Origin of the sequence: Nitrosophilus labii (assembly GCF_014466985.1) — a bacterium.
Classification (GTDB): Bacteria; Campylobacterota; Campylobacteria; order Campylobacterales; family Nitratiruptoraceae; genus Nitrosophilus_A; species Nitrosophilus_A labii.
In genome coordinates this window covers 594,259-616,616 of sequence record NZ_AP022826.1, presented here as the reverse complement: position 1 = coordinate 616,616, position 22,358 = coordinate 594,259, and the positions used below count along the sequence as shown (strand labels likewise).

Sequence of the window (22,358 nt, the reverse complement as noted above, 5' to 3'; positions counted from 1 at the left end):
AGCATATTATTTATGGTAAAATAGCATTAAACAAACTAACTAAAACTAAATACGTTTTTAGGAGAAAATATGCAAATAGATTCTAAATTGTTACATAGACTTGAAGTTTTATCTCAAATTCAAGTAGATGAAACCAAAAAAGATGAGATATTAAAAGAGCTAAATAGATTCTTAGAATTCGTAGAAAACCTTAACGAACTTGAACTCTCCAACCTAGAAGCTACTTTTACAACACTTGAAGGAGGTTCTACTTTTAGAAAAGACGAACCTGTGTTAAACGAAGAGATAGGTAAAAAAATTCTTAAGCACGCTCCGAAATCTTCAGACAATTTTTTCATAGTGCCAAAAATCATAGAGTAATTTAGGATTTTTTATGAGTGAGTTGGACATAAGAAAACTTTTAAAAAGTGTTATAGCTTATAAAGCCTCAGATCTACACTTGGTTAGCGGAAGCGAACCACAAATAAGAATCGACGGCAAACTGATTCCTTTAAATCTTCCTAAGTTAGACGGTAAACAGATTGAGGAGATGTGTTACGGCATAATTACGGATAAACAGAAAAAGATTTTCGAAGAAGAGGGTGAGCTGGATTTTGCTTTAATGGTGCCAAATGTTGGAAGATTCAGAGTAAACTACTACACTACTTTAGGTGATATTGCAGCCGCATTTAGGATAATTCCTCTAAAAGTTCCAACACTAGAAGATATAAACGCCCCTGAAATCTTTTATCAGATAATCAAAAGGGAAAAAGGTCTAATCCTAGTAACCGGACCTACAGGAAGCGGTAAATCAACTACTCTAGCTGCCATGTTAAACGAGATAAATACACATGAAAGAAAACATATCCTAACAATTGAAGATCCTGTAGAGTTTGTTCATGAAAATAAAAAATCACTATTTTCCCACAGAGAAGTAGGCTCAGATACAAAATCTTTTGCAATCGCTTTGAAATATGCGTTGCGGGAAGATCCAGATATTATATTGATCGGTGAGATGAGGGATAAAGAGACTATCTCAGCGGCATTAACGGCGGCGGAAACAGGTCATTTGGTTCTTGGAACTTTGCATACAAACTCGGCATCTCAAACCGTAAACAGAATTATTGACGTATTTAGCGGAGATGAACAGCCTCAAGTAAGAGCTATGCTCTCAACAAGTTTAGTCGCGGTTATCTCTCAAGCGCTTATACCAAAAATAGGTGGGGGAAGAGTAGCAACATTTGAAATTCTTATTAATACTCCAGCAATTGCAAACCTAATAAGGGAAAACAAAACTCACCAGATCTATTCACAAATGCAACTAAACCAACAACAAACGGGAATGCAAACACAAACGCAAGTTATTTTAAAACTGCTTAAAAATCATGTAATTTCAAAAGAAGATGCATTAAGATATTCCAATAGGCCCGAAGAACTAAAAAATCTCATCCAGGCTTTGTAGGCATAATTAGGTAATAGGCGAAAAGATAAAATTTATGTTCTTTTTAATCTTTTTCGTCTATTGCCTTTTGCCTAACAACCTCTTTATCTTATTTTAAACCATTTACCTTTTTATACAAAAATTGTATAATTGCGCTTTAAAATCAAACTTATAGGATATAAAAATGGATGGCTTCTCATATTTTGACTTAGTAGTTGGCATCATTGTTATTCTTTTGGGTTTAAAAGGACTCATTGACGGCTTTATCAAAGAGGTTTTTGGACTTATAGGAATAATAGGCGGTATTTATATAGGTTCACATTACGGGCAAAATGTTGGTGAGTTTATAAGTCAAAATATTTTTCAGATAAAAAATCCTGCCGCTCTCTCTTTTGTGGGATTTTTAATAACTTTAGCGGCTTTTTGGCTAGCAATGTTACTAGTTGGAAAACTATTTGCAAAGCTAAGCAGCGCAAGCGGTATGGGACTTATAGATAGAATAGCGGGTTTTTTGTTCGGTGCCGCAAAAATTTTTTTGATACTTTCGGTTATCGTTTTCGCAGTTTCTAATATCGAAGCAGCAAAAAACACGGTTGAAAAATATACTAAAAACTCACTCCTTTTCCCTTTAATGGAAAAAACGGGAAGCTACATCATAAAACTAAATCCTAAAGAGATTACCCAAAAAGTGGAAGAGAAAACCACTCAGGTACAAGAAGATATCAAAAAGAGTATCAAAAACGAAACTATTAAACAGATAAAAGAGAAAATCGAACAAACTCTTGAAAACAACGAAACAAAAAAATAGTAAAGGATGGAGATTGATTTTTGACAACCAGTATGAGAAACTAAGAATCCAAAAAGCCAATGAACTAAGAGACGCGGGAGTAAATCCTTATGGAACCGGTTTCAAAAAAGAGATTACCAATAAAGAGTTTTTAGAAAAATTTGCATACGTAAAAGATTTAGAAGAAAAAAAAGATTATTCAAAAAAGGTTTCTTTAATAGGTAGAATCAAATTTTTAAGACTTATGGGTAAAGCGGCATTTGCGAAAATTGAAGATGATACGGGAGTAGTTCAGATCTATTTTAACAAAGACGCTCTTGGAGATGAATGGTTTAAAAAAGTAAAAAAGCTGATTGAAGTAGGTGATATCATAGAAGCTTACGGATATCCCTTCATTACAAAAACCGGTGAGCTTACACTACATGTAGAAAAACTAAATCTTGTTACAAAAGCGATAATTCCTCTTCCCGAAAAATATCATGGACTTCAAGATAAAGAGTTAAGATATCGACAAAGATATCTTGATATGATTATGAATCCCGAAGTACGAGATATTTTCAGAACTAGAAGCAAGGTAGTTAGTTTTATAAGAGAGTTTTTTGAAAAACAGGGCTTTTTAGAAGTTGAAACGCCTATGATGCACCCAATCCCAGGAGGTGCAAACGCCAGACCTTTTATAACTCACCACAACGCTTTAGGCATTGATAGATATCTAAGAATCGCACCGGAACTATATCTAAAAAGATTGGTCGTAGGCGGTTTTGAAGCAGTTTTTGAGATAAACAGAAACTTTAGAAACGAAGGGATGGATGCTACTCACAACCCTGAATTTACGATGATTGAATTTTACTGGGCATATCACACTTACGAAGATTTAATGAAGCTAACAGAGGATCTTTTTGATTATATTTTTGAAAAACTCTCTCTTCCAAAACAGCTAACATACGGTGAATATACAATTGACTTTACAACACCTTTTAAAAGAGTAAAATATAAAGACGCAATTGTCCAAATAGGCGGAGTTGATCCTGAAATAGTTGAAAATAGAGATAAAATTATAGAGTTTTTAAAATCAAAAGATATAGAGGTTGACGAAAGACTACCTTTAGGCTCTTTGCAGGCTGAACTTTTTGATAATTTTGTTGAAAAGAAGCTGATAAATCCAACATTTGTTACACACTTTCCTATCGATATAAGTCCTCTTGCTAGAAGAAGCGATGAAGATCCAAATATAGCAGAGAGATTCGAACTCTTCATTGCCGGAAAAGAGATAGCAAACGGTTTTAACGAGCTTAACGATCCTTTGGATCAATATGAAAGATTTAAAGAGCAAGTAGCCAATAAAGAAGTTGACGACGAAGCAATGCACATGGATGAAGATTTTGTTAGAGCTTTGGGTTACGGTATGCCTCCTACTGCGGGAGAAGGTATAGGCATAGATAGATTGGTAATGCTGCTAACCAATCAACACACTATAAGAGACGTTATTTTATTTCCCGCAATGAAACCAAAAACAGACGAAACAAAACAAAACGAAAAAAAGGAAGAAGAATGAGTATTTTAAGAGATTATGACAGTGAAGTTTATCAGATAATCGAAAATGAACTGAAAAGACAAACCGATCATCTTGAGATGATAGCTAGTGAAAACTTTACCAGTCCAGCCGTGATGGAGGCTATGGGAAGCGTTTTTACTAACAAATACGCCGAAGGATATCCCGGAAAGAGATATTATGGAGGCTGCGAAAACGCCGATGCTATAGAAAATCTAGCTATACAAAGAGCTAAAAAACTGTTTGGATGCGAATATGTAAATGTTCAACCACACTCTGGAAGTCAAGCAAACCAAGCGGTTTATATGGCTCTTTTGAAACCGTATGACAAGATTTTGGGAATGGATTTAAGTCATGGAGGTCATCTAACTCACGGAGCAAAAGTAAGCTCTAGCGGCAAACTTTACCAAAGCTTTTTTTACGGCGTAAATAGTGAGGGTTGGATAGATTACGATAGAGTTTTAGACATAGCAAAAATCGTAAAACCAAAAATTATTGTCTGTGGAGCTAGCGCTTATCCTAGAGAGATAGATTTCAAAAAATTTAGAGAGATAGCAGACGAAGTTGGAGCTATACTTTTTGCGGATATAGCACATATAGCCGGCCTAGTAGCAGCCGGAGAACACCCAAGTCCGTTTCCATACTGTGATGTGGTAACTACTACTACTCACAAAACTTTAAGAGGTCCAAGAGGCGGTATGATAATGACAAATGATCCTGATATTGCAAAAAAAATAAACAGTGCTATCTTTCCTGGAATTCAAGGCGGACCTTTAGTTCACGTAATAGCGGCAAAAGCCGTAGGTTTTGGAGAAAATCTAAAGCCTGAATGGAAAGAGTACGCAAAACAGGTTAAGAAAAACGCTTCCGTTTTAGCCGAAGTTTTAATAAAAAGAGGATACAACGTAGTTAGCGGCGGAACGGACAACCACCTTATTCTTGTTAGCTTCTTGGATAAAGATTTTAGCGGAAAAGATGCAGATGAAGCTTTAGGAAGAGCAGGAATTACTGTCAACAAAAACACGGTTCCAGGGGAAACAAGAAGTCCTTTTGTAACTAGCGGGATCAGGATAGGAAGCCCCGCACTAACTAGCAGAGGTATGAAAGAGAAAGAGTTTGAACTTATCGCTACTAGAATCGCCGATATTTTAGATGATATAAACAACACCAAGCTTCAGGCAAAAGTTAAAGATGAGCTTATGGAGCTTGCAAGAAATTTCGTTATCTACGAACAACCCACTTACTAAAAATAGCGAGGAGTACCTCGCTTGCCTCTTATAATCGATATTTTAACCCATAATTTAGTAAAATCTATTTATAATAAATAACCACTTCGTCACAACAAGGATTCAAAATGGATATTTTCAATTCAAAAGAGCCTGAAAAACAGGAGAAAAAAGAGTTTTCAAATGAACTTGATGATATAATTCTCGATAAAAAAGATAAAAAAATAGATATTAAAAAAATTGCTCTGCTAGCTGGAAGCGTAATACTTCTGCTGATTATTGTAATCTCCATAGTAAAAATAACATCCGGCGACAATGAAACGGAAAATGAAGATTTTTTCGCAACGGAGTCTGCTACACCTACGGAAGATAAAATAGATGAAGATTATAAACAAGTACCTATTATAAAAGAAGAAACAACTGAACCTGAAGAGAAATTTGAAAAAATAGTTGAAGAGGTTATAGAAGAGCAAAAAACTGAAGATTTACAAAAAACTACTCCTGCGCAAGAGTTCGATAAAAAACCAGTTAAAAAGACTCAACAAAAAAAAGAGATTCAAGCAGATACTAAAATAAGTGACAAAAAAACTTACAAAACGGTCACTAAAGGAGAATACTACATTCAAGTAGGCGCCTTTTACAAGTTTTCGCCAAATAAAAAATTTTTAGATAAAATTCAAAAAAGCGGATACGACTATATTATAAAAACCGTAATTAAAAACAGTAGTGAAGTAAAAAAAGTTTTAATAGGACCTTACAAAACAAGAGCCGAAGCTAAAAAAGCGCTTTCAAGTATCAAAAAAACAGTTAAAAAAGATGCATTTATAGTTAGGATAAAAGAATGATATTTTCAAATAGTTTTTTACTTGATGAATTTACGCCTATTGCTATTTACGAAAAGATCAAAAACTATTTTCCCAAAGAGACGACTTTTTTGTTCGAAAGCGTAGTATATACGAGTGAAGGAAATTTCAGCTATATAGTTGCGGGAGAAAAAGAGAGAGTATGGCATAAAGAGGGAAAAAGTTTTTATAAAAACGAAAAAGGCGAAATAGAGGAAATTGAGGAAAATCCTCTTATTTTTTTAAAAAACTACTATAAAAAAATCGATATTGAGTACTATAAAAAGTGCTCGAAAGAGCTTGGCGTAGGTTTTATTGACGGTTTTATAGGTTATATCGGGTACGATATGGTTGCTAAATTTGAACCTGTTTTAAAAAAGTATATGGAAAATCTAAAAGATGAAACGAATATACCAGACTTTGATATGATAAGACCAAAGCTTATCGTAGCCTATTCACATAAAAACTCAAAACTAACACTAATAACCTCTGAAGAAGAGATAAAAAATCAAATCTTTAACAAACTAAAATCCGATCTGCTCGGTACTTATGCTTATACTCCGCTAAAACCGGCTAAAATCATCGATGAAGCCTATTTTGCTTTTAGCAAAGAAGAGTTTTTTGAAATGGTTAAAAAGTCAAAAGAGATGATTAGAAGCGGAGACGTTTTTCAGATAGTAATGTCAAATAGACTTATACAAAAAGCCGTAGTCGATAGGTTTAGTTTCTATAGAGCTTTAAGAAGTTTAAATCCATCACCCTATCTTTATCTTTTGGAGTATAATGATTTTGCTATCGCAGGAAGCTCGCCTGAAGTCATGATAAGACTAACTGACGAAAGAATTTTACTAAGGCCGATTGCCGGAACTAGAAAAAGAGGAAAAGATATAAAAAGAGACAAAGAACTCGAATATGAGATGATAAACGATCCCAAAGAGAAAGCCGAGCATATTATGCTTGTGGATCTTGGCAGAAACGATGTTGGACGAGTTGCAAAAAAAGGTACGGTAGAGGTTTCTGCTCTTATGAGAGTTGAAAAATATTCTCATGTAATGCATATGGTAAGCGATGTGGAGGCCGAGCTTGATCCTAAATATGATATGTTCGATCTTTTTATGGCAACTTTTACGGCAGGAACAATGACTGGGGCTCCTAAGATTAGAGCTATGGAGCTGATTGCCGAGTTTGAAGGACTAAAAAGAGGCTATTATAGCGGAAGTATAGGATATTTTGGATTTAACAGCAATATGGATAGCGCTATTACCATAAGAACGGCTCTTATAAAAGATAACGAGATAATACTACAAGCAGGCGCTGGTATAGTTGCCGATAGTAAACCTGAACTAGAGTATCTAGAGGTCAAAAACAAACTTGGCGCTTTGATGAATACTTTAAAAATATTAAGCGAGATACAAACATGACTCTTTTTTGTATATTCGGAAATCCGGTAAGCCACTCAAAATCGCCTCTTATGCACAACAGCGCTTTTAAAGCTTTTGGTATAAAAAGTTGTTATACTAGATACTCTTTAAATGACGGAAATAGGCTAAAAGAGAAATTTTTTGAACTAAAACTCAAAGGGGCAAATATAACGGTTCCTTACAAAGAAGAGGCATATAAAGCGTGCGACGAGATAAGAGGAATTGCTTCAAAAATAGGTGCCGTAAATACCATTGTTGAGAATAACGGCAAATTAATAGGCTACAATACTGACGCATCGGGATTTTTAGAAAGTATAAAAAACTTCGAGTTCAAAAACGCTCTTATTTTAGGAGCTGGTGGTACCGCTAAGGCTATAGCCGAAATATTCAACGAAAAAAATATAGAGTTTGCCATATTAAATAGAAGTGAAAAAAGATTAGATACTTTCAAGAAAAAAGGCTATAAGTGTTACTCCTGGGAAAAATTTGAAATAAAACATTTTGATTTGATTATAAATACTACAAGTGCGGGACTGGATAATAACTCTCTTCCTTTGAAAGAAGATATTCTTGTTAAACTATTTGAGTCTGCAAAATATGCTGTTGATGTTATTTACGCTAAAAATACCCCATTTTTGGCTTTGGCTAAAAAGCTTGGACTAACGGCAAAAGATGGGGAAGATATGCTTTTATATCAAGGAGTTTTAGCATTTGAGATTTTTACCGATTTTAAATATGATAAAAAAGATATATCAAAATATATGCGCAGCGGACTAAAGTCTTTATAAATATGAAATTTAGATCTTTGAAAAATTACAAATTAAACGAAGGATTTGAAATTTTAGCTTGAAAATTTTATGTTCGCCAAAAGACTAAAAAAGTGCGCTTGCTTAGCACTTTTTAATAAAATTTTCAAGCGTTAGTTTTACTAAAAATTCCAACTCTCCTGAGTGAAATTTTGTAGTTTTCAGAGCATTAAATTATTTTTTAATACTCCATTTTTTAATACTCCAAACTTAATTAATTCTTGAGACTATATTTTAGAATCTATTTAATATTTTATAGATTAAAAGTTTTTATTAAAGTATAAAATAATTTTTAACTATTGTTAAAAGGATAGCTTTGAAAATATTAGAAGATTTTATACAAAAAGAGTCTACGGCTGGTATTTTACTGATTTTTGTTACTTTTTTAGCGTTAATTTTACAAAATAGTCCATTATCGGAGTTCTACAACAACTTTTTACACACCCCTGTAGAGATAAGATTTGCGGACCTGCAGATAGCAAAGCCACTTCTTTTATGGGTTAATGATGGGCTTATGGCAATATTTTTCTTTTTAATAGGTTTAGAGGTTAAAAGAGAGGTTTTAGAAGGACATCTATCATCGATCAAACAGGCTATATTGCCAACAATAGCGGCAATAGGAGGCATGATAGTCCCGGCTTTGATATTCATAGCTTTCAATCTTGAAGATCCTTTCGCTCTTAACGGTTGGGCTATTCCGACCGCTACAGATATAGCTTTTGCTCTTGGAATACTCTCTTTATTAGGCAACAGAGTACCGGTTTCGCTTAAAATATTTTTAATGGCACTTGCTATTATCGACGATATAGGCGCTATTATAATAATTGCTCTATTTTATACCAGTAATTTATCTGTCGTTTCCATCGTTATAGCTTCTATATCCCTACTGGTTTTATTTATAATGAATAGAGTCGGAGTAGTAAAAAAGGCTGCATATATAATTGTTGGAATTATCCTTTGGGTAAGTGTATTAAAATCTGGAGTTCATGCGACTTTAGCAGGAGTAGCGCTAGCTTTTATGATTCCTTTATATTCCACAGATAAAAATGGAAAAAAGTTTTCAATGCTTAAAGAGATGGAGCATGACTTACATTACTGGGTAGCTTTTTTTATTCTCCCTCTTTTTGCTTTCGTAAACGCCGGCGTAGATTTAAGGGGTATATCGATTAATGAAATATTCGGTTCCGTTCCTCTAGGTATTATGCTTGGCTTGTTTATAGGAAAACAGTTGGGAGTTTTTGGTTTTAGTTGGCTTGCTATAAAACTAAAAGTCGCATCACTTCCTCAAAACAGTAACTGGATACAGCTATATGGCGTCTCGGTTTTAACCGGAATAGGGTTTACAATGAGTCTTTTTGTAGATTCTTTAGCTTTTAATGATAGCGAAATATACAAATATGCCGATAAACTTGCAATTTTAATAGGCTCTTTTTTATCTGGTATTATAGGTTTTATTATTCTTAAAACTATAAAAATAGATAGGAGAAATGATGAAAGCTAATTCCTGCCCAATATCACAAAATAGAACAGATTCATATTTGGAAAGAATAGAGGCTTTCATTAGCGCTATTATAGTTACCGTTTTTATAGTAACTTGTTCGTTTATTTTTCCTTTGATTTTACTGTTTGATTATATATTAAAACTCTCATCACGTAATAAATCCGGTTTATTTAAGCCTGTTGCAAAAAAGTGTAAAGATATTTTAAATCTTCCTCAAAAGGATGTTGATGAGGCTCCCAAAAAATTCGCTAAGATTTTGGGAACTATAATCTCTTTCAATCTAATAATCTTATATACTTTTCAACTTCATATTCCCGCCGTAATAGTCTCTTTGATATTTATAACATTTGCTCTTCTTGAAGCATTTTTTGATTTTTGTGCTGGTTGTAAAATCTATAGTTTGATAAAACGATATTACAACTGAGTTCTATTTTTACCTTTTTGTTTAGCCAAATACATCATTTTATCAGCCTTTTTAATAAGCTCCATAACCGACTTTTCATTACTGTATTGTGATATTCCGGCACTAAATGTATAATATATAGTTTTATCGGCTACCTTAAGGCCTCCTTTTCCAGATAAAGCTCTACGAATCCTCTCAATCACCTTTTTTGCATCTTTATTGGTTGTAAAAGGCATCAATATCAAAAACTCTTCTCCGCCAAACCTAAAAAGAAAATCGCTCTCTCGAAGATTTATTTGTAAAATACGGGCAAAATCTTTAAGAACTATATCTCCAACATCATGTCCGTAATTATCATTTATATCCTTAAAATTATCGATATCTATCATCACAACACTTAAGGGATATCCATGTCTTTTTGCTTTATTAAACTCTTTAGAGGCTATCTCCTCCAAATAATATCTGTTATAAAGTTTTGTTAAACTATCTGTAATAACCTTGTACAATAGTTCATTTCGCTCTTTTTGGATACGATAATGCCCTATCTCTTTCATGAGCATAATAGAAAAAAGTTTTTTAAAGTTTTTTAAAATCTCTTTATCTTCTTCGTTAATGATCTCTTCTTTTGAAAAGAGAAAATAACATACTCCGTTCACCGAGTGATGCTCATTATAAGTAACGAAAGGATAAGCAAGATACTCGTTATGCAAATCTACATCTACTATTTTATTTAAATAAAAACTACTCCCTTCTTTTGATAATGTTTCTTCTACTAATTCAAAAAGATTTTTTTCTTCAAGTAAGGTCTCTTTGGGATGATCTATAAATGTATCAAATATTATTACTTTCCCATCTATACTGCTCAAACACACTACTCTTTCTAAAGCAAAAAGTTCATTCATTAACATCATAACGGTACCAATTTTTTCATATATAGTAGTTGTAGTAAAAGATATCTGTTCAAAAATTTTAGAAAGTATCTCATTTGCTTTTGTAAGACGATGAACATTTTTATATCCGCTAAACTGTAAATAAATACCAACGTCTAACTTTCTAAGTCGTGATATAAGATAGGGTATCATTTTTTTTGGAATAATAGAACCGTGTTGCGGAGCTATCAGTTGAGGATCTTTTTTTTCTATCATATCTAAACCGTGATTTACTATCTCTCTGCTAGGCATATAATGAGTATGAAAAAGTTTCATTTGTTCAAAATATTTTTTGGGGTCATCTACAAAAAGCCTAAAAGTTTCCGTAAAAGCCCCAAATATATCGCTTGAAAATAGTATTTTATTTTTTTTATCGAAACTGCATATATTTCCCGCAAAATGCATATAAGGAGTAAAAACAAACTCTATTTCTCTATCGTCTGCTTTTAGTTTCCAGCCGTTTTGATCAACTTCATAAAAATCTATACCCCAATTATAATGTTTTAGTAGGGTAGCTGTACGCCAATGAGTTACGATATATCTATCTTTAGTTCCTATTTCGCTTAAAAGATCGTCAATACAAGAGGTTATATCGGGATCTTGATGATGACATATAATATATTTTATATTCTCTAGGGGTATTATATTTAAAATTTTTTTTCTAGTGACATCCCAGGTGAGTTTTGACCCAGGATCAATCAAAATAGAATTTTCGCCGTTTTCTATAAGATATACATGACATTGAAATGGATCATCAGGTAAAACATATCCTACCCACCAAACTTTAGGAGCTATTTCTATTGGATTTTTATAATCAATAGTTTCCATATCCATTGTTAATTCCTAAATTTTATTAATATTTTTTAATAGTTTTTTTGATAAAAATTATCATAGCATAATTTTGTGAAATGTATCATATTTAAAAGTATAAGATGGGCAATATTAAGAGCAGAAAGAGGGACAAAACCCTCTTTTATTTAGTTTTTAATATCTTTCATAGTTTCAGCAATCATAAAAGAGAGTTCCAAAGCCTGATCAGCGTTTAGTCTTGGATCACACTGCGTATGGTATCTACTCTTTAATCCTTCAGCAGTTATAGAGCTACTTATACTTCCAGTACACTCTGTAACATCCGAACCGGTCATCTCAAGATGAATCCCGCCGGCATATGTGCCTTCTGCTTTATGAATCTGAAAAAACTGTTTTACTTCGCTTAAGATTTTCTCAAAATCTCTAGTTTTTAATCCACTTTCGGTTTTATAGGTGTTACCATGCATAGGATCACAACTCCAAACCACATTTTTACCGGCATCTTTAACTACTCTTAAAAGTGGTGGAAAAAACTCGCCTATCTTGTCTGCTCCCATCCTGACTATTAAGGTAAGTCTTCCCGGTTCATTTTCGGGATTTAGCCTATCAATTAGCTCTAAAAGTTCATCTTTTTTCATCGATGGACCAACTTTTACCCCGATTGGGTTTTTAATACCTCTAAAAAATTCTACATGGGCGCCGTTTACGTCTCTAGTTCTATCGCCTATCCATAAAAAGTGAGCAGAGCAATCGTACCACTCTCCCGTAAAAGTATCCTTTCTAGTAAGACCCTCTTCATAATTTAAAAGCAAGGCCTCATGAGAAGTGTAAAGCACGGTTTGACTTAGTTGCGGCGTATTTTTTATATCTATCCCGCACGCTTCCATAAATTTGAGAGATTCTGTTATCTTACAGGCAAGCTCTTCAAACTTTTCGCCTAAATCTTTATTTTTAACAAAATCTACGTTCCATTTATGAACTTTGTCTAAAGATGCAAATCCCCCTCTTGCAAAAGCCCTTAAAAGATTTAAAGTTGCGGCAGATTTATAGTAAGCTTCAAGAAGTTTTTCTGGTTTAGCCTCTCTAGCTTCGGAAGTAAAATCTATATCATTTACTATATCTCCCCTATAACTTGGAAGTTTTACTCCATCAACCTCTTCAAAATCACTACTTCTAGGTTTTGCATACTGTCCCGCAATTCTTCCTATCTTGACTATAGGTTTACCTGATGAGTACATCAAAACCATATTCATTTGCAGCAATACCTTAAAAAGATTTCTTATATTTGCCGCATTGAAATTGGCAAAACTCTCAGCACAATCGCCGCCTTGAAGTAAAAAGGCTTTTCCGTTGGCCACTTCTGATAACTTCTCTTTCAAATCCCTAGCTTCACCCGCAAAAATCAGAGGCGGGTATGTACTAAGCTCTTTTTCTATCTCTTTTAGTCTGTTTATATCTTTGTATGTAGGTTGCTGTTTTATAGGAAAATCTCTCCAACTTTTCGGACTCCAACTCATCTTATCTTCCTTTATAAAAATTGCGAAATTATATCTAAAAATTTCTTATTTTTTTACAAGCTATTGTAGTATAATTTATAATATTTTTCAAAAGAAAATTTTTTTTTATACTTTGACTCTATCTTTTAACGCTTTAGTCAAAGATAGTGTATCTACGTTTTCTAAACTAACTCCCGTCGGAACTCCTTGCGCAATCTTCGTAAAAGTAATATCGAAATCTTTTAAATTATCTTCTATAAATATCATAACGGCGTCATTTGCTATAGAAGGAGTTAACGCAAATATAATCTCTTTAACCCCCTCCTCTTTTATTAAACTTTTTAGTTCATCTATCCTATCTTCTAAAGAGTCTAAAACAAAATATTTTCCATTAAACTCACGACTCTCTTCTATGATCAAAATATCTTTAGCATTTTCCACTATACATAGCATAGATCCATCTCTTCGCTCATCGCTACAGATATGGCAGAGCTCATCTTCGCTAAGCCCACCGCATCTTTTGCATTTTCTTATATCTCTTACCGCACTCTCTATCGTATGCGCAATTTTTAGTGCATTAAAACTATCTTCCATAACCATATAAAAAGCAAGTCTCATCGCACTCTTCTTTCCTATAGTGGGTAAAGATTCTAAAACGTTTACCAATTCGTCAAATTTTTTAAAACCTCTTTTCAACGGCTACACTCCGATTTTTTTTGAAATTATACAATAATAAGTAATGTGGAGTTTAAATTTAAATGTTATAAAACTTATAAAATGAACTTAATTCATACTCTTGTACAATTGATTTATTACTCTTTTTTTGCTAAAATCAGCCCTGCTTAAAAAAGACTTAAATGAGAGGTGGCATCTTGATAGATATAGACTATTATGAACTTTTAGAAGTTAATAGAAACGCATCTTTTGAAGAGATTAAAAAAGCATACAGAAAACTAGCTCTAAAGTATCATCCCGACAGAAATCCTGGAAACAAAGAGGCTGAAGAAAAATTTAAGATGATAAATGAAGCATACCAAGTTTTAAGCGATAAAGAAAAAAGAGCTCTATATGATAGATACGGAAAAAGAGGGCTAGAAAATCAAGGTTTTGAGGGTTTTAGCCACAGTTCATACGAAGATATTATGGACTTTTTCGAATCGGTTTTTGGCGGGAGTTTTGGAGGATTTGGATTTGGTAGAAGAAGAGACGAACAAAAATATCCTCTAGATTTGTCTTTAGAGATGACTATCTCATTTAACGAAGCGTTTTTTGGAACACAAAAAGAGATAGAGTATGAGTATAAAGTTCCTTGTAATGCCTGCAAAGGTACAGGTGCCGAAAACGCAAACATAATAACCTGTTCCGAATGCGGCGGTAGAGGACAGATTTTCTATAGACAAGGATTTATGACATTTTCTCAAACTTGCCCAAGATGCTCAGGAAGCGGGAAAATTGCGGCGCAAAAGTGTAATGAATGTAAAGGATTGGGATATGAACGCGTTAAAGAAAAGATTAAAATAAACATACCAGAGGGAATAGACAACGAAGATAGAATTAGAGTAGGTAAAAAAGGAAATATCGGCGTCAAAGGCGAAAGAGGCGATCTTTATATAACTTTCTATGTTGAGGAAGACGAACATTTTGTTAGATACAACGACGATATATATCTTGAAGTTCCTGTATTTTTCACTCAAGCGATTTTAGGTCAAACTATAAAAATACCTACTCCAAGAGGTGAAAAGGAGTTGAAACTACCATCCGGCGCAAAAGATAAACAGCAGTTTGTCTTTAAAGGAGAGGGAGCTAAAAACGTAAGGACAGGAAGAGTCGGCAACCTAATAGCACAAATCAAGATAGAATATCCTAAAAAATTGACTAATGAGCAAAAAGAGCTTCTAGAAAAACTTCAAGAGAGTTTCGGTATAGAGAGTAAACCTCACGAAAAAAAGTTTGAATCCGTTTTCGATAAAATAAAAAGTTGGTTCAATAAATAAAAGACGGTTCTAACCGTCTTTAATTCATCCTCAAATCTACGTTCAATTTTCTTCTTTTATAGTAAGCGGCGGCTATTAACGAAAACAGAAGCGCTACGGCGTAATAGACCCAAGTTGGGATAGGTACAGGATCTCCTTGAGCATACGAATGAAGCCCGGATAGATAGAAATTTACCCCAAAATAGGTCATTATAACCGAGGAAAAAGCAAGCAAAGAAGCTACGTTATACAAAAAAAGTCCGTTTAGTTTAGGAACTAGTCTCATATGTTCTACACAAGCATAGATAAGGATCGTTACCAAAGCCCAAGTCTCTTTAGGATCCCATCCCCAATATCTTCCCCAACTCTCATTTGCCCAAACGCCCCCTAAAAAGTTTCCGATTGTCACTAAAATAAGCCCTACAATAAGACTCATTTCGTTTGTATACGTAAGCTCTTTTATCGTAAGAATAAGTATTTTTTTATTGTTTTCGTTCATAAAAATATAGAGTATCAAGACTATAAAGGCTAAAAGAGCGCTAAGCCCCAAAAAGCCGTAACTTGCCGTAATAACCGAAACGTGAATCATAAGCCAGTACGATTTTAAAACGGGAACGAGATTGGTTATTTGAGGATCAAGCCAATTAAGATGAGCTACGAAAAGGATTAGCCCGCTAAGTAAAGCGGTTGCAGCTAGAGCTATCGGAGAGTTTTTTGAAAAGAAAAATCCGGCAAGAACTATAGCCCAAGATATGTAAACCATAGACTCGTAACCGTCACTCCAAGGTGCATGTCCGGCCACATACCATCTAAGCCCAAGACCAAAAGTTTGAGCTAAAAATCCCAAAATTATAAAAAATAGACCTATCTTTATAACGGCTTCTATCTTTATTTTTGGATTTATTAGATTTACTAAGATTAAGATCAAAAGTAAAAAACCTATAATCGTATAGTATGGAACTAATCTATTGAAAATATCTAACTTGTTGTACAAAAGTTCCGCTTTTAGTTTAGTTTTACTAGGTATTATAGAAGCGCCGTAATACTTTTGATAATCTTTAATAACCTCTAAAGCTTTATCGGCCTTCTCCCAATCACCGCTTACAAGAGCTTCGTCAATATTGGAAAAATAGCTAGCGGTTATAAGACGTACAAGCTCTGCTTGTTTTGGAGGAAATGTCTTGATAGCTTCAATAGGAGAGTACCATTTTTGATTTTTATCGTTGGGTTTTGGAAAGATTCTTAAAAGTTCGCCGGTATAAACAAGATAACATACGTTAACTCTCTCATCAACTTTTATAACCTCTTTATCAAGTTTATCTCTTTGAGAGGGTTTTTTTGCAACTGCTACTTGTACATACTTTTCTATAAGATAATTGCCGTTTTGATCAAAAAACTCTTTAAAAGAGGCATATTTTTCTTCACTTTTCAAACCCAAAATCTCTTTAAGTTTTGGATGGTGTACATATATCATTTTTATATTTTGCCAGATATTTGGTTTTATCGTCATTCCTAAAAAAACTTGATTTGAAGAAAGTCCCAAAAATTTTTCTTTTTTTGTAACTTTTGCCAATACCATTCTAGATAGAGTATCTACAGGTTCTATTCTTCCGTCTCTATCTTGTACTAATAATTCCCCAAATTTTTCGGCATGATTTTTATCAAAAGATTTAGCTATTTTTAAAGGATCTTTTGACTCATTTTCTGCGGCTAACAGACTAAAAGGTAAAAATAAAACCACCAACAAAACCGAGCTCATAAGCATAGCTTGACGTTTCTTTTGCACTCTTTTAGTAAGGCGTATAAGTTTCATAAATCTGCTTTGAGGCGTAAAAAGATGAAAAATCATCCCTAAAAACAGTAAAGTATATCCTATATAAGTTATTATAGTTCCCGGATCGTGATTAACAGACAGTATAGTACCTTTTTCATCCATATCGTAAGAGCTTTGGAAAAATCTATATCCTCTATAATCTAAGACATTATTCATATATATTTTATAAGGCATAACAACTTTTTTTTCATTATCAATCAACACCACTTCACTAGCGTATGAAGAAGGACTCATAGAACCGGGATATTTTTCTATTTGAAAATCTACAAGCTTTAGAGCAAAAGGGAGTTTTATTATTTTTGAACCGTAGGTGACGGTTATTTTCATATCTCCTAATTCGGTATATACCGGATTTCCGATTTGGTTAGGTTTGCCAAAAAGGGTTAACTCTTTTTTTCTTCCTTTTGAGCTTAACTCAAACACAAGGGCGTCTTGTATATTTTTCTCTTTTACCTTCGCACCTTTCGAGACAAGAATCGGCTTTACTCCTTTTTGGTAATCTTTAACCACTATATTTACGCCGCTTATACTATAGAGTTTTCCCCTCTCAAACGGAAGTTTTTCGTGCTTATTAAGAGTTTGTTCTTTTTTATCGGACATACTTAAAATACGCACTTCAAAGGGAGAATCTATATAGAGTTTGCCCTCTTTCTCTTCGATTTTAACCACTTTTTTTTCTGTTTTAACGCTATCTTCGAAACTTAAAACAAAAGAACCCAGATCAATAGATTCACCTCTTTTCAAAGTAACATTTTCAACTTCGCCGCCAGCAGAAATCATTAAAGATACAACACTTTCCCCGTTTTTATCTTTTACAAACTCTATCTTGGCGTTTGGAACGTATCTTTTAAGCTCCAATATCAACTCTTCATTACCTAAATTTATACTCTTTTTAAAACGGTTTTCGCCTATTGCTGAAAGAAGTATCGGAGATTCGAAATGGTAGCTTTTACCCTCTTTAACGATATCAACTAAAACGTATGTTCTATCAGAAACTATTTTATCTTGAGTCGTACCCTCTCTTATATGCATTATCCCTTCATATCCGAAATATCTTGTAACCGCAGCACCGATCAATATGATTATAAAAGCAAAATGAAAAACTCCGGTTATCCACTTCTCTTTACGAAAAAGTCTAAATCTAAAAATATTATACATAAGATTCACCGCTAAAATAATCATTAAAATTTCAAACCATCTAGCGTTATAGATCAAAGCTTTAGCGGTTTGCGTTCCATAGTCGTTTTCTATAAACGTAGCTACCCCTATAGATATAGCAAAAATAAACATATAAATAATTGCAGATTTTATTGACAAAAAAAGACTTTTTAAATATTTAACCATTATCAGACCTCGGAATTTAGTAGAAGATAAGATTTTAATAAGTTTTTACCTAAAGAGTGTAATTATTGTTAAGTTAGTTATTGATTTTAAGTTTAAAGTCCCGAGTTTAGGGACTTTATAACTTTTTTTTATCTTTTTTTTTATCTATTTTAACTCTCCCCACCTTTTTGAAACTGACACGCTGCACTTTAGAGGAATTTTTAATACATAAATATTTTCCATAATATCCTTGAAAATATGGGCAAGTTCTTCCGCTTCACTCTCTTGAACTTCGAAAATAAGTTCGTCATGAATCTGTAAAATTATTTTTGCCGGATAATTTTTTTTATTAATTTCTTCTTTTATTTTATTCATCGCTAATTTTATAAGATCAGCAGCACTACCTTGAAAAACCGTATTTGTGGCTTCTCTCAAATAGGCTGCTATCTGAACGGCGCTCGCATGAGCAAAATCGAAATATCTTCTTCTACCAAGAAGAGTCTCGACGTAACCTTTTTCTTTTGCAAAATTCTCAACAGATTCCAAAAAACTTTTAACCGTAGGAAAAGAAGCAAAATAGCTCTCTATTATAGTTTTAGCCTCCTTTGTACTTATACCTAAAGTTTGAGCCAGTTTCCTACTTCCCATTCCGTAAATGAGACCGAAATTGATACTTTTTGCAATATTTCTCTTCTCTTTTGCATCCTCTTCGAACAGTTTTTGAGCAGTTTCTAAGTGAATATCTTTATCTTCCATAAAAGCTTTGATTAAAGAGGGATCTTTACTAAAATGGGCAAGAAGTCTAAGCTCGATTTGAGAATAGTCTATACCTATCAAAAGTTTTCCCTCATCTGCAATAAAACCATACCTTATCTCTCTACCCACTTCGGTTTTTACAGGAATGTTTTGAAGGTTCGGATTTTTAGAACTAAGCCTTCCGGTTGCGGTTCCAGTCTGTATAAAAGAGGTATATATGCGATTTTCTTTATCTTTAGAGCCAAGTTTCAAAAGAGGCTCTATATATGTGGTTTTAAGTTTAAAAAGCTCTCTATACTCTAAAATCTCTTTTATAATCTCATGTTTATCTTTTAGCTCATTTAAAACAGACTCATTTGTACTATATCCGGTTTTTGTCTTTTTAACAGGCGGGAGTTTCAGTTTCTCAAAAAGAACGTATCCTAACTGTTTTGTAGAATTGATATTAAACTCCGAACCGGCTAGTTCATAAATCTTTTTTGTCAGTTCCTCCAAGCGTTTTTGTGTTTTTACAAGAAGTTTTTCAAAAAATCCGATATCAACCTTGATTCCCGCTTTCTCCATCCAGATAAGCGTATTGATAAAAGGATACTCGACCTCTTTAGCTACATTATAAAGATGTTCGGAGTCTTTATTTTTTAATTCTTGTAAGAGTTGAAAATATAAAAGATAAGTTATAAAAGCATCTTCTGCCGCATACTTTGTTGCCTCTTCGATGTTTACCAAGGAAAAATCTTCGCCTTTTTTAACGGTTTCTTTGTAAGTTATCATAGAGTGAGAAAAGTATCTTTTCGCCAAAGAGTCCAATCCTACCGAACTTTCAGGATCAACCAGCCAAGCAAGTATCATAGTATCCGCATAGCAAACTGTCTCTTTTAAACCGTGAGCGTATAACAAAGATAGATCAAACTTTAGATTGTGTCCAAAAAATCTTCTTTCTAAAATCTTTTTTACACCTTTTAAAGCATCCTCCAAAGAGACTTGGTCACCTACTCCAAGATATTTATGACCTACTGGTACGTAATATGCTCTTTTTTTATCAAAACAGAAACTAAACCCAACAATATTTGCGTTTTTGGTATCTAACGAATCCGTTTCCGTATCAAAAGCCACTATAGCATCTTTGGGTATTGAGTCTATAACTTCCATCATCTTCTCTTTACTATCTAGTAAAATAGCCTCAAACTCTACACTCTCCTCTTTTTTTTCTATAAGAGGTTTGGCTTTTAGTCTGTTTAAAACAGAAGTTATATTATAATCTATCAGTTCATCCGCTATTTTTAATATAGGGTTTATTTGCGGAAATTCAAACTCTTTAAGGTTACAATCTTCAAAAAGGTCATCTTTGAGTTGTACTAACTTTTTACTTAAAAATGCAAGCTCTTTGCCCTCTGTAAGAAGTCTTTTTATGCGTTCAGGTTTAACTTTATCAATATTTTCGTAGATATTTTCAACGTTGCCAAACTCATTTATCAGTTTTGCAGCCGTTTTTGGCCCAATACCTCTTACTCCGGGTATATTATCAGCACTGTCTCCGGTAAGGGCAAGAAAATCTTTTATATGTTTAGGCTCTACGCCAAACTTTTTTACAGCTCTCTCTTCGTCTATCTCCTCTTTTTTTATCGGATCGTATAAAACCACATTTCCATCATCAATCAATTGATAAAGATCTTTATCATGGCTAACTATCCTGACTTTTACCCCTTTCGCTTTAGCGCATTTAACTATCGAAGCTATTATGTCATCAGCTTCTACCCCTTCATGTTTTAGCTGTTTAAAGCCCATCTTATCTATCCAGTCAATAGCAACCGGTAATTGCTGTAAAAGTTCAGGCGGTGCTTCAGGACGCTGAGCTTTATAGTTTTTATCTATATCGTTTCTAAAAGAGGAACCCTCGCTATCTAATGCAAAAAGTAGATAATCACTTTGATGCTCTTTAGATAGGTTGTATATAAAATTTATAAAACCGGTTAAAAGTCCGGTAGGAAAACCCTTTTTGCTTTTAAGAGGAGGAAGAGCGTAATAGTTTCTGAAAAAAAAACCGAAAGTGTCTATGATCGTTAAAGTTTTCATCTTTATCCTTGCCGCACAAATTTATGTATAATTTTATAAAAATTTTCCAAAAGGGAAGTTATGAGAATTTTATTAACCTTTTTGTTAACGATATATGTTTTTGCAAAAGATTTTTCCAAAATCAGAGAAGAAAATATAATACAGATAAACTCCATTATGGAAATCTATCAAAAAAGATTAGAGTGCCTTAAACTAGAAGATGCGAAAAAGTGTATAAAAAAATATCCTCTTAACCAAAAAAGCGATCAGCTTTCGCTGCTTATTTGCAATACCTTTCCCAAAACCTACTATAAAAATATACTAAAAAGAGATCTTAAAATGTTAAAAAAAGAGAAAATGTGTTGGGGAAAAGCGATGAGTAAAGAAGAGGCTCTAGAGTGTTTTAAAAAGTAATATTTTTCAAACTCTCTATAGCCTCGCTTAAAAATTCTATCTTTAATCCTTCTTCTAAAGCGGTTTTTTCCGCTCTATTTATTGCAGCCTCTTTTAGGGGCATATTTACCGGAACCGCACTCTTTACTATATATAAAGCTCTTGAATACTCATAACACTCTTCAGGAGCGTTTTTAAAATCGTCGGAATATTTTATAGAGTTTACAAACAACTCATCAAATCCCCAATATTCGAACATTTCAGCAGTAACTATAGCAGTAGAAGCTTCAACAAAAATCTTTTCTACAGATGCAATATCAGCCGCTGTCTCAATTTCCGACTTAAAAGGATATACTAAATCCTCTTTTATTATCTCATCGGCTATGATGATCTTACCCATTTCCTGTAAAAAAGAGGCTAAGTTAAGTACTTTAAGTTTTCTACTATCTACTTTCCTATACCATCTATACATCAAATGGTTTTGAAGATGGGATATATGAGCAAACTCTTCGGCGGTTATACCGTAAGGTTCCATATCGATATTTAAAAGTTTTTTTATGGAGTTTTCCAAAACCACCGCTTTTACTTCAGAAAGCCCCAGTAAAGATATAGCGTGAGTAATATCCGTTATCTCTTCACGAAGAGCGTAAAAAGGAGAATTGACTCTTTTTAAAATATTTGCCACAATCATAGGGTCATTAGACAAAATTTTTGCTATCTCTTCCAAACTTACATTGGGATCGTTATAGGCTTTTTCAAACTCTTCTACGGTTTTTGGTAAAGGGGGCAAACTTCTTATCCTTTTTACTAGCGACTCTCTCATCTTCACACCTA

18 protein-coding genes are annotated in these 22,358 nt (G+C 33.6%); 12 read left to right on the top strand and 6 right to left on the bottom strand.

All coding sequences use genetic code 11. The features are described 5' to 3' along the window. Window positions 1-69 precede the first annotated feature (69 nt). The 10 genes from gatC to NIL_RS03040 all read left to right on the top strand — a co-directional run bounded on the left by gatC (window position 70) and on the right by NIL_RS03040 (window position 9,979). The gene (gene gatC, locus NIL_RS03085) at window positions 70-360 is read left to right on the top strand and encodes an Asp-tRNA(Asn)/Glu-tRNA(Gln) amidotransferase subunit GatC (RefSeq protein ID WP_187648158.1); all 291 of its coding nucleotides are present in this window, start codon (window positions 70-72) and stop codon (window positions 358-360) included. A 13-nt stretch (window positions 361-373) separates the two neighbouring features. Next, on the top strand, window positions 374-1,441 hold the full coding sequence (locus NIL_RS03080) for a type IV pilus twitching motility protein PilT (RefSeq protein WP_281389206.1): 1,068 nt from the start codon (window positions 374-376) through the stop codon (window positions 1,439-1,441). Between the two features lie 163 nt (window positions 1,442-1,604). Next, the gene (locus tag NIL_RS03075) at window positions 1,605-2,228 is read left to right on the top strand and encodes a CvpA family protein (RefSeq protein WP_187648157.1); all 624 of its coding nucleotides are present in this window, start codon (window positions 1,605-1,607) and stop codon (window positions 2,226-2,228) included. A 13-nt stretch (window positions 2,229-2,241) separates the two neighbouring features. Then, window positions 2,242-3,762 (top strand): lysine--tRNA ligase, encoded by a 1,521-nt coding sequence (gene lysS, locus NIL_RS03070; protein WP_187648156.1) that lies wholly within the window; start codon window positions 2,242-2,244, stop codon window positions 3,760-3,762. Further along, on the top strand, window positions 3,759-5,006 hold the full coding sequence (locus NIL_RS03065; protein WP_187648155.1) for a serine hydroxymethyltransferase: 1,248 nt from the start codon (window positions 3,759-3,761) through the stop codon (window positions 5,004-5,006). Before lysS ends, NIL_RS03065 begins: the two co-directional genes overlap by 4 nt. A gap of 107 nt (window positions 5,007-5,113) precedes the next feature. Next, window positions 5,114-5,830, top strand: coding sequence for an SPOR domain-containing protein (locus tag NIL_RS03060; RefSeq protein ID WP_187648154.1), 717 nt, complete (start codon window positions 5,114-5,116; stop codon window positions 5,828-5,830). Next, window positions 5,827-7,248, top strand: coding sequence for an anthranilate synthase component I family protein (locus NIL_RS03055; RefSeq protein WP_187648153.1), 1,422 nt, complete (start codon window positions 5,827-5,829; stop codon window positions 7,246-7,248). Before NIL_RS03060 ends, NIL_RS03055 begins: the two co-directional genes overlap by 4 nt. Next, window positions 7,245-8,036, top strand: coding sequence for a shikimate dehydrogenase (locus tag NIL_RS03050; RefSeq protein ID WP_187648152.1), 792 nt, complete (start codon window positions 7,245-7,247; stop codon window positions 8,034-8,036). The genes NIL_RS03055 and NIL_RS03050 overlap by 4 nt, the downstream gene beginning before the upstream one ends. Before the next feature lie 334 nt (window positions 8,037-8,370). Further along, window positions 8,371-9,555, top strand: coding sequence for a Na+/H+ antiporter NhaA (gene nhaA, locus NIL_RS03045; protein WP_197972126.1), 1,185 nt, complete (start codon window positions 8,371-8,373; stop codon window positions 9,553-9,555). Further along, a complete protein-coding gene (locus NIL_RS03040) occupies window positions 9,545-9,979 on the top strand; it encodes a DUF4395 domain-containing protein (protein ID WP_187648151.1) in 435 nt (144 codons plus the stop codon). The genes nhaA and NIL_RS03040 overlap by 11 nt, the downstream gene beginning before the upstream one ends. On the opposite strand, the gene NIL_RS03035 is transcribed toward NIL_RS03040, so the two are convergent. From NIL_RS03035 to recR, 3 genes are all read right to left on the bottom strand, one after another. Further along, window positions 9,970-11,721, bottom strand: coding sequence for an oxygen-binding di-iron domain-containing protein (locus tag NIL_RS03035; protein ID WP_187648150.1), 1,752 nt, complete (start codon window positions 11,719-11,721; stop codon window positions 9,970-9,972). The two genes, NIL_RS03040 and NIL_RS03035, sit on opposite strands and share 10 nt — an antisense overlap. 143 nt (window positions 11,722-11,864) lie before the next feature. Next, on the bottom strand, window positions 11,865-13,214 hold the full coding sequence (locus NIL_RS03030; RefSeq protein ID WP_187648149.1) for a class II 3-deoxy-7-phosphoheptulonate synthase: 1,350 nt from the start codon (window positions 13,212-13,214) through the stop codon (window positions 11,865-11,867). Window positions 13,215-13,319: 105 nt separating this feature from the next. Further along, a complete protein-coding gene (gene recR / locus NIL_RS03025; protein ID WP_187648148.1) occupies window positions 13,320-13,889 on the bottom strand; it encodes a recombination mediator RecR in 570 nt (189 codons plus the stop codon). Window positions 13,890-14,065: 176 nt separating this feature from the next. On the opposite strand from recR, the gene dnaJ reads away from it, so the two are divergent. Continuing rightward, window positions 14,066-15,187: a molecular chaperone DnaJ gene (dnaJ, locus tag NIL_RS03020; protein WP_187648571.1), complete on the top strand. Its 1,122-nt coding sequence runs from the start codon at window positions 14,066-14,068 to the stop codon at window positions 15,185-15,187. 19 nt (window positions 15,188-15,206) lie between these two features. Here dnaJ and NIL_RS03015 read toward each other — a convergent pair whose 3' ends face one another. Together NIL_RS03015 and polA are read right to left on the bottom strand one after the other, a co-directional pair. Beyond that, window positions 15,207-18,344, bottom strand: coding sequence for a cytochrome c biogenesis protein CcsA (locus tag NIL_RS03015; RefSeq protein ID WP_187648147.1), 3,138 nt, complete (start codon window positions 18,342-18,344; stop codon window positions 15,207-15,209). A 144-nt stretch (window positions 18,345-18,488) separates the two neighbouring features. Beyond that, window positions 18,489-21,152, bottom strand: coding sequence for a DNA polymerase I (gene polA, locus NIL_RS03010; protein WP_187648146.1), 2,664 nt, complete (start codon window positions 21,150-21,152; stop codon window positions 18,489-18,491). Window positions 21,153-21,212: 60 nt separating this feature from the next. On the opposite strand from polA, the gene NIL_RS03005 reads away from it, so the two are divergent. Continuing rightward, window positions 21,213-21,545 (top strand): hypothetical protein, encoded by a 333-nt coding sequence (locus tag NIL_RS03005; RefSeq protein WP_187648145.1) that lies wholly within the window; start codon window positions 21,213-21,215, stop codon window positions 21,543-21,545. Here NIL_RS03005 and NIL_RS03000 read toward each other — a convergent pair. Then, window positions 21,535-22,347 (bottom strand): HDOD domain-containing protein, encoded by an 813-nt coding sequence (locus NIL_RS03000; RefSeq protein ID WP_187648144.1) that lies wholly within the window; start codon window positions 22,345-22,347, stop codon window positions 21,535-21,537. The two genes, NIL_RS03005 and NIL_RS03000, sit on opposite strands and share 11 nt — an antisense overlap. Window positions 22,348-22,358: the final 11 nt, after the last annotated feature.